At 50.9% G+C, this 13,401-nt stretch carries 11 protein-coding genes; 4 read left to right on the top strand and 7 right to left on the bottom strand.

Translation table 11 applies throughout. The features are described 5' to 3' along the window. The 6 genes from DFER_RS05715 to DFER_RS05690 form a co-directional block, all read right to left on the bottom strand. A complete protein-coding gene (locus DFER_RS05715) occupies positions 1-1,392 on the bottom strand; it encodes a TolC family protein (RefSeq protein WP_229206189.1) in 1,392 nt (463 codons plus the stop codon). A gap of 89 nt (positions 1,393-1,481) precedes the next feature. Continuing rightward, a complete protein-coding gene (locus DFER_RS05710) occupies positions 1,482-2,393 on the bottom strand; it encodes a helix-turn-helix domain-containing protein (RefSeq protein WP_015810661.1) in 912 nt (303 codons plus the stop codon). Positions 2,394-2,568: 175 nt separating this feature from the next. Then, on the bottom strand, positions 2,569-2,970 hold the full coding sequence (locus tag DFER_RS05705; RefSeq protein ID WP_015810660.1) for a hypothetical protein: 402 nt from the start codon (positions 2,968-2,970) through the stop codon (positions 2,569-2,571). Between the two features lie 320 nt (positions 2,971-3,290). Next, positions 3,291-3,704, bottom strand: a complete 414-nt coding sequence (locus DFER_RS05700; RefSeq protein ID WP_015810659.1) for a hypothetical protein — start codon at positions 3,702-3,704, stop codon at positions 3,291-3,293. Positions 3,705-4,019: 315 nt separating this feature from the next. Further along, positions 4,020-4,901 (bottom strand): bestrophin family protein, encoded by an 882-nt coding sequence (locus DFER_RS05695; RefSeq protein WP_015810658.1) that lies wholly within the window; start codon positions 4,899-4,901, stop codon positions 4,020-4,022. Next, entirely contained in the window at positions 4,898-5,485 is a 588-nt protein-coding gene (locus DFER_RS05690; RefSeq protein WP_015810657.1) for a 3'-5' exonuclease, read from the bottom strand. The genes DFER_RS05695 and DFER_RS05690 overlap by 4 nt, the downstream gene beginning before the upstream one ends. Before the next feature lie 123 nt (positions 5,486-5,608). Here DFER_RS05690 and nspC point away from each other — a divergent pair, with 123 nt between their 5' ends. Continuing rightward, positions 5,609-6,766 carry a carboxynorspermidine decarboxylase gene (gene nspC / locus DFER_RS05685; protein WP_015810656.1) on the top strand — a complete coding sequence of 386 codons (1,158 nt, stop codon included), beginning with the start codon at positions 5,609-5,611 and terminating at the stop codon, positions 6,764-6,766. A 151-nt stretch (positions 6,767-6,917) separates the two neighbouring features. Here the strand turns inward: nspC and DFER_RS05680 are convergent, their stop codons facing one another. Further along, on the bottom strand, positions 6,918-7,814 hold the full coding sequence (locus tag DFER_RS05680) for a PIG-L deacetylase family protein (RefSeq protein WP_015810655.1): 897 nt from the start codon (positions 7,812-7,814) through the stop codon (positions 6,918-6,920). Between the two features lie 193 nt (positions 7,815-8,007). Here DFER_RS05680 and pyrG point away from each other — a divergent pair, with 193 nt between their 5' ends. The 3 genes from pyrG (at position 8,008) to DFER_RS05665 (ending at position 13,395) form a co-directional block, all read left to right on the top strand. Further along, positions 8,008-9,672, top strand: coding sequence for a CTP synthase (gene pyrG, locus DFER_RS05675; RefSeq protein ID WP_015810654.1), 1,665 nt, complete (start codon positions 8,008-8,010; stop codon positions 9,670-9,672). Between the two features lie 87 nt (positions 9,673-9,759). Next, entirely contained in the window at positions 9,760-11,568 is a 1,809-nt protein-coding gene (gene yidC / locus DFER_RS05670; RefSeq protein ID WP_015810653.1) for a membrane protein insertase YidC, read from the top strand. 123 nt (positions 11,569-11,691) lie between these two features. Beyond that, complete coding sequence (locus DFER_RS05665) at positions 11,692-13,395, top strand: ABC transporter substrate-binding protein (RefSeq protein WP_015810652.1); 1,704 nt, start codon at positions 11,692-11,694, stop codon at positions 13,393-13,395. Positions 13,396-13,401 lie beyond the last annotated feature (6 nt).

Raw genomic sequence — 13,401 nt, 5'->3', positions numbered from 1 at the left:
TTACTGATTCAGAAAAATGCCGATGTCGCCGCTTGCCGCTGCTTTGAGTAATATCGCCTGCCAGATGTTTGTGGCGGCGATGTCGCGGCTTGTTTCGGCGCGGTTGAGCACATAGAGGGCCTGCGTCATGTCCACGATATTGCTGAGGCCGTTTTTATACAAAACACTTTTCTGCAAATAGGCGTCGGAAGCCGATCGTACCTGTACCGGCGCCTCACGGTAATTGGCAATAGCATTGCTGATCTTCGTTTCGGAGAGGATCAGCTGGTTTTTCAATTGCTGATCGGCCAGGTCGTATTCCTCTTTCAATGCATTGGAAATGAATTTCTGTGACATGACCTGCTGCCGGACCCGCAGCATGCTCGTCATGTTCCAGGTAGCGCCGATCCCCAGCAGATAATTGTACCTCACCGGTTTGATACCCTCGAAATAATTGTGTGTGTAGGCCGTCTGGTCGGCGGCGTAGCTGGATGAAAAACCTGCTCCGCGACCCTGAAACACGCCAAACAGCGAGAATGTAGGCATCGCAAGGGTGTGGAAGTATTTGGCCTGCTGCTCGCTTACGGCAATGCGGTTGGAATAAAACCGCAGCAACGGGTGGTTCTCGGGCTTACCGGCCGGCTCGGCGGCCATGCGCGGTGTTCGGGAGAGCAGCAATGTATCGAGCTGAAAACGCTGCTCGGTGACGCCCATCAGCCGGGCCAGGATGTTGGCCTGTTCCTGCTCGAAATCGCGCGCCTGTGTGATGCTGATCTTGGCATTCGACACTTCCGCATTGGCCAGCGAAGAGTCCACGCCGGGGATCAACCCGTTTTTTGCGCGGGTTACCACTACGGTTTTCAATGCATTGGCGCGTTCCAGGTTGTTTTCCCACGACCGGATGAGCCGCTGGGCGGCAAGCAGGTTGAGATACGCCCCGGCCACGCGCACGCTGTGCTGGAACTGTTCCTGGTCGAGGTCGGCACGGTCGCGGTTCACGGCCGACTGCGCTACGTGAATGCGTTCACGTGCACGGCCGAATGCGAAGAAGTCCCAGTTGACGTTCGTCAGGTACAGTGCGCCGAATGCGGAGTTCCAGTTTTGGTCCGGCAGCGGCAGCCCCGACGAAGCTACCGATAGCCCCATGCCGTAAAGCGGGCCGTTCTGGCCGTTGACCGTGCCGTAGTCCTGCTGCGCGGAGAGGTTGAAATTGGGCAGGTATTCCTTCCGGCTCTGGATTACCGTCGCTCTCGAAGCATTGAGGTAATTATTTTTGGCCTTAATGCTGCCGTAATTGCTCACGGCGGTCTCTACGGCCTGCTCTAATGTAAGTGTTTGGGCACACAGCTTCTCACCGGCACCGCCCAGCGAAAGGGCCAGCAGCAGGGAGGGAAAATACTTCTTTGACGTCATGGGCATTCAGAAATTATATGGCACTTCTACCGGGGCGCGTGTGCAGGACTTAATACTTTCAAACAATATCTTATAAAATTCAAACATATTTACCGTTCGTGGACCCGGTACGATTTGGGCGTAATGCCGATCTGCTTTTTAAACAGGTTATTGAAATAGGCAGGGTATTCGAAGCCGAGACAGAACGCGATCTCGGCCACACTCCAGTTGGAATGCCGGAGCATCACTTTCGATTGCGCCAGCACGCGGTCGATGATGTGTTCGGTGGTAGTTTTTCCCGTTATTTCCTTCAATGCCCTGTTGAGGTGGTTCACATGCACGCCAAGCCGGTTGGCATAATCCTTGGCTGTTTTGAGTTTCAGCTTGTGTTCCGGCGATTCAATGGGGAATTGGCGTTCGAGCAGCTCGTGGAATTGCGATGATAACTTTGCCGATCCATTCACATGCACGTCGTTCACCTCGGAAGGCTGCATTTTCATGGCCTCGTGGGCGAGCACGTTCACGTAATTGCGCATCAGGTCGTACTTGTGCACGTAGCTCGACTCGATATCGGCCTGCATTTTGCCGAAAATGCTGAGGAGGTATTCCTGCTGCTCTTCATTGATAAAATACACCGGAATGGCGTCATTTCGCAAAATAGGGCAGTCGGCCACGGTGGCCGAGCGGTTGATCGTGCTCAGGAACTGGTCGGTAAAAAGGCAGAAGTACCCCGATTGCTCTTCTGACATTGCCTGCCAGGAATAGGGCACATTGCGGTTGAAGAAAACGAGTGCATTCCGGTTGATCTCGATCTCCTGGTTGCCGTAGGTAATCTTCCCCTTCCCGAGAATGAGCGAGATTTTGTAAAAATCCCTTCTTGCATAGGAAGTGTATTTGTTGCAGAACACCCGGGAGAATACGTTGAAATGACCTTCATCCCCGGTGGTTTTGTCAGGACCTTTCAGTCCCTTCGCAGCGGGGTGCGTTTCGTAAAAATGCGCTACGGTCTCATTCGGTATCATGAGCTGAAATTATGAAATTCAAATATTGGCTACAAAGCCAGTGGGTTAAAAATTGATTAAACTGAGGCGGCGCTTGGTATCGTCATACATTTTCCCGGTTAAACCACTATCGGCCCGACAACGGGAAAAGCCGGTGCATGGGCACCGGCCTGGCAATAGGCTGCATTTGTTATAATTAATTCGTACCGCAGAGCCATCCGGCTTCCCGGGCGGGTTGGATCGAATGTGCGCCATTGCCGGTTTTGTAGTTCCGCGTCGATACGAGCGGGTTGATCAGGCCCCGCTGCGTGCGCTGGCGGGTGAAGACGACGAACCGCACCTCGCGCGGCGCATATTTCGGCGTCGGGTCGGATTGGGGGCGTCCTACACTGAGTGTGGCAAAGCGGGCAGCGAGCGCCGGATCAGAGGATTCGACAACCAGCCTGGCCTTCGGCGCCGCTGCTGCTTTGTTTGGGTGCTTGTAATTGTGGGTCGAAATGCCCGGGTCGGTGAGGCGGAGGGCCTGTGCCCGGGCCGCATTGCCAGGGGTTGCGGCTAATGCGAGGAATGCTGCAAAAACGAGTGGTTTAGGATTCATTACAGGTTAATTAAGAAACAGGTTATCAGGATTTGTTTTCAAAATTACCCGCAACGTTTTTCACAATTCATATCCTTTTCAAACATTGAACTATAAAATTCAATCATGCTGAAAATTATTTTTCAGCGCGTTAGCATTCTGGTCGGGAAGAATTTAGATTATTTAAAGGGACGTTTTGCCGGCGTTTAAAACAGACAAAAAAAGCCCAAAAAATTGCTAATCGCCTTTATTTGAACTTTTTGATAAATAGTAGGATGGATTGCTGATAAAAAAAACGCCGGCCTCAATCGAAGCCGGCGTTTTCCGCAATTATACAATGGTTAATCTTGCGTCGGATAAACCTTATCCGGGGTATTATAATATTCAGCCATTTGCACCGTATCAGTGCTCACACCGGGAGTGGGGGTTTTGTAATTTCGCGGCGAAGTGAGCGGGTTAATCTGCACACCTTCCGGCTTATATTCCCTTGTCACAACCAGTGTAGCAGGCCGTGGCGCATATTTCGGCGTTGTGCTCATGTATTTCGTCTGGTATTTGCCGAAGCGCTCGACGGTACGCATGTTAGCAACGCGAATCGTGTTCTGGTCCTTGCCGGCAGCTTTTGCTTGCGCAGCTTTGTTAGGATGTTTGTAGTTATAAACTGAGATACCCGGGTCTACGATCGACTGCGCGCTGGCAGCGATGGTGAACAGTCCGGCAACTAATATGGCGATTAAAAAACTAGCTTTTTTCATGTCGGTAATCGTTTATTCTCACTAATAAACCCTTCTTTCCGAGGGCTTGTATGAAAATTAACAACAGAAAAAAGTAATGCCAAATGCTCTAATAAGTGCTGGAATTGCCGTTTTGGCAAAAACAGGGCGATATATTTACCCTATGTTAAGTAAAAATGACCGGATAGGAAAAAATGCCATCCGTTAGAAAGCTATTTCGTCAGAAATTTTGCAGGATAGCCCAGAATTATGTGGAAACGAAACCTCGCAAAATCCTGAAAAAATTTTGCATTTTAATGTATTTCTAACCAGTTTCTAATTTCCGGTGCTGCAAGGTCATTTTAGAAGCGCCTGCGTGGCAGTACGGATGCCCGCGCTGATGCGTTCCATCGGCAAATCGTTACTGTCTTCGCCGAACGGATCTTCAATTTCCTCGGCGATTACTTCGAGGCTCGCGAGGATGTAAAACACGAACATCACGAACGGAATGACGAGGAAATGCAGGCTGAACACGTACCCGATCGGCAGCGTGAGGCAGTAAATAAAGATGAATTTCTTGATAAACGAGCTGTAAGAAAGCGGGATAGGCGTGTTCTTGATCCGCTCGCAGGCACCGCAGATGTTGGTAAACCCTTCGAGCTCGTGGTTTAAGATAATGGTGTGCTCGGGCAGCAATACGCCCCTTTTTTGCAGCTCTATCACTTTGGCAAATATCGCGGCGGCGATCTGGTTGGGCACATGGTCGGTGGTGACCAGCGATGATTTCTGAAAAAGCTTGGTATCTTCAAACTCCTCCGAAATGTACCTGTTCCGCAGGTGGTTTTTCATGGCGAAGGCGTAGTTGGGGATCATCTTTTTGAAGAATTCACGCTCGTCGGCATATTCCGGGCCTATCAGCGCGGCCAGTTTGAGCGCGAGGTTGCGGCTCCCGTTTACCAGCATGCCCCATTGCTTGCGGCCTTCCCACCAGCGGTCGTACGCCGTGTTGGTCCGGAACACGAGCAGCATCGAGATCACAAAACCGAGCAGCGAGTGCATTAATGAAATGTTTTTCAGGTCGTTGTTCTCCGTGATCCTGAAATGGACGATGATCAGGTATGCGATCACGCTCGAATAGGCGGCCATGGTGAGGATCATGGGCATGAGCTTGCGCACGGTGTCCGCCTTCTGGAAATAGAAAATGTAGCGTAACCACTCCTTGGGGTTATAGTCGATCATACAAGTTTGACCTGGTCGATGAGCTTGAAAAATTCTTTAAAGCATTTGGCGGTAAGGCGGGCGTCTTCCAGCGCATTGTGCGTTTCTTCCTCCCGCTCGAATCCGAAATAGCTTGCCACCGAGCCCAGGCTGAGCGAACGAGGTACTTGTTTGCCGTTTTTTTCGAGGATTTGGAAGAACAGATAGGATACGGTGTGGAGATCGAGCTGTTTGTTGGAGAAGCCCCATTTCATCTTCTCGTTGCGGTAGGCGAAGCGGAGGAAGTTGATGTCGTTGATCACGCTCTGCCCGCAGATGACGACGTTGGCCAGGCTCGGCTTGCCGGCATTGAGCTTTTTGATCCATTTTTCAAATTCCGGGAGCACGTCGTAGATCATCGGCGCGTCTTCGAGGTCGTCGAGCGAAAGGCCGTGCACTTCTTCCGATTTCACTGAAAACGCCTCCTCGTTCTCAGGATACACGTTTTGGAGATACGTCCCGAGCGACCGCCAGTTGTCGTCGAAAAACTCTGCGCCAATCTGGATGATCTCATTCCAGCCCGGCTCCGGCCCGGTCATTTCGATATCTAAAACAAGGAAGGACATAGGCTGGCTGGCAGGTCGGTTGGAAAAATGGTCATGATTTGGAAACTCAAACTTATAGTTTTGTGTACAAAATTATGCAATCATTGCATGCAAGAAGATTCTACAAACACTCATTTATAGCAAATGGCTATCGATTTTAAAGAAATTCCGTCCCCGTGTTTCATATTGGAAGAGGAATTGCTCCGTAAAAACCTCGAACTCATCGACTCCGTGCAGCAAGCCGCGGGATGCCAGATCATCCTCGCATTGAAAGGTTTTTCGATGTACAGCGCATTCCCGATCGTGAAGGAATACCTCTCCGGCGCCACCGCCAGTTCGCTGAACGAGGTGAAGCTGATCAACGATTTTATGGGCTACCAGTCGCATACGTACATGCCCGCGTACCTCGACGGTGAGTTTGAGGAGATCATGCAGCGCAGCAGCCATATTACTTTTAACTCCCTAAGCCAATGGGAGCGGTTCCAGGGCAGGGTAGAGGCCTACAAAGCCGCTAACCCGGACAAGACGCTTTCATGCGGAATCCGCGTGAACCCGCAATATTCGGAGGTGGCCACGGACATGTATAATCCCTGCGTGCCGGGCTCGCGCCTGGGTGTCACCCGCGACAAGCTCCCCGACGAGCTTCCCGCAGGGATCGACGGCATTCACTTTCATACGCTGTGTGAAAATGGCAGCGACACTCTGGAGCGTACCCTCGCCGCACTGGAAGAGCGTTTCGGCGATTTGCTGCATCAGGCCAAATGGCTCAATATGGGAGGCGGTCACCTGATGACCAGAGAAGGATATGACATTAGTAAGCTAATTAAATTAGTTAGTACTATCAAAGAAAAATACAACCTGGAAGTGATCCTCGAACCCGGCTCAGCCATCGCCTGGCGCACCGGAATATTATACACGATGGTACTCGACGTACTCGACAGCCAGGGCATCGACGTGGCCATCCTCGACACCTCCTTTGCAGCCCACATGCCCGACACATTGGAGATGCCTTACAAGCCCGTCATCCGCGGCGCATACCAGGACCCGGAGCCCGGCAAACCCACCTACCGCATGGGCGGAATGACCTGCCTCGCAGGCGACTACATGGGCGACTACTCATTCGACCAGCCACTCGCCGCTGGCGATAAAATCATATTTGAGGACATGATCCACTACACGATGGTGAAGACCACGACATTTAACGGTGTTAATTTACCTTCCATTGGTATATGGAAAGCTGACCAAAAATTCCAGCTCGTGCGATCGTATGGATATGAGAGCTTTAAGGACAGGTTATCGTAGTAAGCGAGGGGAGATTGGTGGAGTGGGTGGTTTTTTGGCTTGAAGCGTTTCGCGGAAATGTGCTAATGATTGAATGACCGAATGATTGAATGATTGAATGAATTTTCTCTCAAACTATTCAATCATTCAATCATTCAATCATTCAATCATTTCACTTCGGCAGCATCGGAAACAGCCTCCTCACTTCCTCCGCGGAGGGTTGCTTACCGTACTCCGTGATTTCGAAAACTTCTACATATTTTACCTTCGCGGCTTTTTCTGCGCCGTACCATTTGTCCAGTGACGCCTTGATTTCCGGGGTTACGGATGAGCGTTTTTCCATGGATGTGAAGAGCCATTTTTTGCGTTCGGTTGCGTCTTTGGGAACGTTAGCAAGGTCACCGTTTGTCCAGGGGAGCCACTCGTAAAATTGGGAAACGTGCGCGTCCAGTCCGTCCACTTTTTTAGCAAGATTTTCAGTGATATCGATCGCGATATCCGGGCGGAATGAGTTGGGTCTCTGGAAACGGTCGCGGAAATAGAGGAAAACGGGGTTCTTTGTGAGCGGCGGCACGCTGCTGAGTACGTTGGGCACGATCACGAGATACGCGGCATCCTGCACCACCACGCCCGTATTGCGGTGATCGGGGTGGTAATCGTTGGTGCGCGGGGCAATGACCACGTCGGCGTTCCATTCGCGGATTTTGCGGATCACGGCCAGACGGTTTTCTATGGTAGGCAAAAGCTCGCCGTCGTGGTTATCGAGCACGTCGTATTCGATTCCCCAGCGGCGTGCAGCCTCCTGTGTTTCTTTATAGCGGCGCGCAGCCAATTCTCCACCGCCGATGTCCTGGTGGCCCGCGTCGCCGTTCGTGAGCGAAACGAATTTCACTTTGTGGCCCATCAAAGAATAGATGGAAGCAATGCCGCCGGCACCGAGGTCGCAGTCGTCGGGGTGGGCGCCGAAGACGATAATGTGAAGCGGTTTGGTTTGATCGGCCGCTTGTTGCGCCCAGGAACCGGCGCCGCAAAGCAGCAATGCAGGAAGGAACAGTAATTTTCGGATCATTTTTAAAAGGATATTAAGGTTTGGAATGAATGCAAAATAGAAATTAAATATTTGAAAAAATTATATTTGATAACCCGTCAGACTTCCAAGCCCTTACTGTTTTACAGGCAAATATTTAGACAGGCCCCGCTTAGATTCTTATAATAATCCTGTATCTTTGTATCCCGTAATCATAGAAAAACAGCAAAGTCTTATGGCTTCCAAAGCACGAAAGACCGCTAAGTACATTTTCGTTACGGGCGGTGTTACATCTTCACTTGGCAAGGGAATCATTGCCTCATCACTAGCTAAATTACTGCAAGCCAGAGGGCTTTCCGTTACCATCCAAAAATTTGACCCGTATCTGAACATCGACCCGGGCACCATGAACCCCTACGAGCACGGCGAATGCTACGTAACGGACGATGGGGCCGAAACCGATCTCGATCTGGGCCATTATGAGCGTTTCCTGAACGTTCGCACTTCACAGGCAAACAACGTCACCACAGGGCGTATCTACCACAACGTTATTACCGCCGAGCGTCGCGGCGACTTCCTCGGGAAAACCGTACAGGTGGTTCCGCACATTACCGACGAGCTGAAAAGAAACATGCTGTTGCTGGGCCAAACCGGTGATTACGACATTGTGATTACGGAAATAGGTGGTTGCGTAGGGGATATCGAGTCACTGCCGTTCCTGGAAGCGGTGCGTCAGGTGAAATTCGAGATGGACGAGCAGGATACACTTGTGATCCACCTTACACTTATCCCTTACCTGAACTCCGCAGGCGAGCTGAAAACCAAGCCCACGCAGCACTCGGTGAGAATGTTGCAGGAATCGGGTATCCAGCCGGATATCCTCGTGTGCCGCACCGAGCACCCGCTGCCGTACGACATCCGCAAGAAAATCGCATTGTTCTGTAACGTTCAGGTGAACTCGGTGATCGAGGCGATGGACGCCGATACGATTTACGCCGTGCCTTTGCTGATGCTCAAAGAGCGCCTAGACCAGCGTGCATTGTACATGCTCGACATTTATAATGACAAAGACGTGGACCTCGAATCGTGGAAGACATTCCTTTCGAGACTCAAAAACCCGATCGATTCCGTCCGGATTGGATTGGTTGGTAAATATGTAGAGCTGCACGATGCATACAAGTCGATCGTGGAGTCGTTTATCCACGCCGGCGCTGCGAATGAATGCAAGGTGAATATCGAATGGATCCATTCTGAAAGCCTTACTGCCGAAAATGCAGTCGAAAAACTCGAAAATCTCGATGGTGTGCTCGTAGCTCCGGGCTTTGGCGAGCGCGGTATCGAAGGTAAGATCGCCGCCATTCAATATGTACGCGAGAACAACATTCCGTTCTTCGGGATTTGTTTGGGTATGCAAATGGCCGTGATCGAATACGCCCGCAACGTGATCGGCTGGCAGAATGCGCATTCCGTGGAAATGGATGCCGCTACCGACCATCCGGTGATCCACCTGATGAAAGATCAGAAAGATGTTTCGAACAAAGGTGGAACCATGCGTTTGGGCGCTTACCCGTGCCGCATTAAAAAGGATACATTGGCGCACCGCATTTACGGCAAAACCAATATCAGCGAGCGCCACCGTCACCGCTACGAATTCAACAACAAATACTTGAAGGAATTCGACGAAAAGGGACTGCTGGCTACCGGTATCAACCCGGACAACAACCTCGTTGAAATGGTCGAGCTGCCTTCGCATCCGTTCTACATTGGCGTACAGTTTCACCCAGAGCTGAAAAGCACCGTGATGAACCCGCACCCGATCTTCGTGAATTTCGTGGCGGCCGCATTGACCTATTCATTGCAAAAAAGATCGGTAGAAACCCTCAACCCGGTTTCCCACTGATCACATTTTAAGGCCTGTTAAGCGAAAAAACTTGTTACCTTTGCCGCCTTGTAAGCGGTATGTTATTTCAATAATTTAAAGTAAATAATGGATAAAAATTTTGTAATCGGCCTGGTCTTGATCATGCTGATGCTGATAGGCTACCAGATACTGGTTCCCAAACCCGTGGAACCTACTCCGGTGGCGGAGGTGAAGAAGGAGGTTTCCAAACCCTCGTCTGTCACTTCGGATACTACCCAGAATTCCTCACAATCAGTTGATTCCCTCGCAATTCCGCAAAAGGACCTGGTGATCGAAACGAAGGACGCCCGCGTGGTTTTTACCAACAAAGGCGGGGTAATGAAAGAGGTGATGTTGAAAAACTACAAAACCTACGATCAGAAACCCCTTTACCTGATCGCCGAAAACCATAACAAGTTCCAGATCGACCTGCCTACGCAGACCGGCGACGTAAGGCTTACTAACCAGACCTTCACGACCGACGCACAGGACCGCACCCTTGCGGAAGGCGATTCGGCGGTGATTACTTACCGTGCGACGATTAAGAATAATCAAACGGTTGAGCAGACCTACGTAGTGCGGGGCACCGGCTACGTGATCGACTACGGCATTAAAGCCAGCGGCGCATTGCCGGCCAACAAGTCGGTTGAATTCCATTGGGATAACGACCTGCTCCAACTGGAAAACGATATGAAGAAAAACCGTGAAGTAGTGACCGTAAACTACTACACGGACGAACTGAAAAGCCTGGCCACCAGCCCGACTTCCAACGAGGAAGAAAAGACGGCCGATCCGGTTAAATGGTTCACCATCAAGCACAAATACTTCCTGGCGGGCCTGATCGCCGAAAAACATCCGCTCACGAACGTCACCGTGCGTGCAAACGTGAACCCGGAGGATTCGGTGATCGTGAAAAATATGAACGTTTTCGCGGGCATTCCCACGGCAGCGGTTCAGAAAGGCGAAGCGAACTTCCAGTTTTACCTCGGCCCGAACGAATACCACATCGTAGACAAAGTGAAGGCCGAGAACTTCGACCAGAACGTTTACCTCGGTTACGCATTCCTGAAACCGATCAACAAATTCTTCCTTGTTCCGCTTTTCAACCTCATCGAGGGATTTGTGAGCAATTATGGCTTGCTGATCATCCTGCTGGTATTGTTTGTTAAAACGCTGCTCACGCCGCTGACTTACAAATCGTACATCAGCATGGCGAAAATGCGTATCCTGGGGCCGGAACTGGAACAAATCCGGGAGCAAAACAAAGACGACCTCGCGAAACAGCAGCAGGAGCAAATGAAGCTTTACCAGCAGGTAGGGGTAAGCCCGCTGAGCGGCTGTGTGCCCGTGCTGGCTACGATGCCCATCCTGTTCTCGCTCTTCTTCCTCTTTCCGAACCTGATCGAGCTGCGGCAGCAATCGTTCCTGTGGGCGGATGACCTTTCTACGTACGATTCGTTCTTCAAGCTGCCGTTCGAAGTGCCGTTCGGCATCGGTAACCACATCAGCTTGTTCACCATCCTGATGACGGCTTCCAGCATCGGTTACGCCTATTACAACAACCAGAACACGCCTACACAACCCGGACCGGTGAATATGAAGGCGCTCGGGTACGTGATGCCGCTGATGTTCATGTTCATATTGAACTCTTTCCCGGCTGGTTTGACGTTCTACTACTTCGTTTCGAACGTCGTGACTATCGCTCAGCAGCTGTTGATCAAACGGTTTGTGAATGAGGATAAAATCAAAAATATCCTGGAAGAAAACCGCAAGAAAAACGCGACCGGCGAGAAAAAACAGAGCAAATTCCAGAAGTACCTCGAAAAATCGTTGCAGGCTGCGGAAGAAGCAAAAAAGAAGCAGGCTGAATTAGAGAAAAAGACAAAAAAGAAATAAAAGGTCTTTTTAGATCGTAATTAATAAAGGGCAATGTTCCGGTTGGGATATTGCCCGTTTTTTTCCATTTTGGGCTGATTTTTGCAGCCAGAAAATCAGCATAATCTTGACCCCGAAATCCTGATGAAAGTTATCTTTTTTTTGATTTTGACAGTTCAGATCGGTTTGTTCCAGGCCGCATACGGGCAGAATAGCGCTCAATCGGACAGCCGGTACCGATCGGCCCTGGCAGATTTTAAACAAGGTAAATACGCCGTGGCGATGGATAAGTTTTATTCCATGACGAGCGTAAATGCGAAAACGGCCTATTCGCCCTATGCGCACTACTACTATGCATTGAGCGCCTACAATCTGAAACGCTACAAGGACAGCCGGCAGATGTTGCTCCAACTCCAAAGCCGCTACCCCGGCTGGAACAAGATCAATGACGTGTATTATCTGCTCGGCGCCGTGAATTTCGAGAACGGGCAGATCGGCGAGGGCCTGGAACAGCTAGCGAGGATCAAGGATTCGTCGCTCAACAAGGATGTGCAGGCATTGAAACAACATCACCTCGGCGCGATCAGCGACTTTTTGAAACTGAAAGACCTGCAAAAGCAGTATCCTGCCGACCGGGACATTGCATTGATGGTTTACCAGGCCATTCAATCCACGCGTACGCCGGCCCAGGGCGACCTGGCCTACGCCGCACAGCTCGACAAGCAGTTTAAATTCCGTAAAAGCGAAAAAGTAGAGGAAGCGCCCAAGCGCAGTGCACCGAAATCCGACACACAATGGACGAAAGGATACCTGGACGTGGCTGTACTGCTCCCGTTCCGCCTCGACGAATTCAGCAGTTCCCGGCGCCGCTCCAACCAGTTTGCCTACGACTATTACCTCGGCCTGACCATTGCAAAAGAACAGCTTCAAAGCGAAGGGATCACCGTGAACCTCTGGGCTTACGATGTGGGCAACGATGCGCGGGGCATGCAGGCGATTGCGGATAACAAGAATTTCCAGCTCTCGGACATGGTGATCGGGCCGTTGTATGCCAATACATTCGACGTGGCGGCCGACTTCGTTTCAGGCAGCAATGCGATTATGCTGAACCCGCTTTCGACGGACGCCAATTTGCTGAAAGCCGGCAACATTTACCTCGGGCACCCGTCCATTACCTACCAAACCCAACGAGCCGCCCAATGGATGCGGACGCTTTCTCCGGGCCTTAGCACGGTCATTTACTACGGCAATACGGCCAAGGATTCGGCTATGGCTGCTTCGTACGCTGCCGAGTGGAAGGCGAAAGGAGGGAAGGTAACCTCCCTCACGCGCATCCAGCCCGACCGCGAATCGATGGAAAACAAGGTCCCTTCGTTTGAAACCAATAAACCTGCGCACGTTGCATTGTTTTCTTCGGACGGTGTATCGGGCGGAAACCTGATAGAGGTATTGAACAGCCGCAAGCTGAACACCCTGCCTGTTGTAGCCACATCAACGAGCTTTAATTCCCAGCAGGCGAGGCTATCGCGTTACGGAGCGCGCCTGACGCTCATCGACGCCGACTATGTGGACCGCGAGAAGGAAACGATCCGCCAGTTCCAGAAAAACTATTATAACAAAACCAGTACATTTCCTTCGGTGTATTCGTACCAGGGCTATGATCAGCTGCTGTTCTTTGGGCGGATGCTTTCTAAGCACAAAGACAAGCTGCCTTCCGGCCTGCAATCGCGGAAATTCGATAGCGAAGAATACCTGCTGTCGGGTTTTGACTATACCAAAGCGAATGAAAACCAGATTACGCCTGTCCTGAAATACAATGGCTCCAAATGGGTGCCTGTGGACAGATAATACCAA

Source organism: Dyadobacter fermentans DSM 18053, assembly GCF_000023125.1.
Classification (GTDB): Bacteria; Bacteroidota; Bacteroidia; order Cytophagales; family Spirosomataceae; genus Dyadobacter; species Dyadobacter fermentans.
This window is presented reverse-complemented; position numbering and strand designations above follow the sequence as displayed.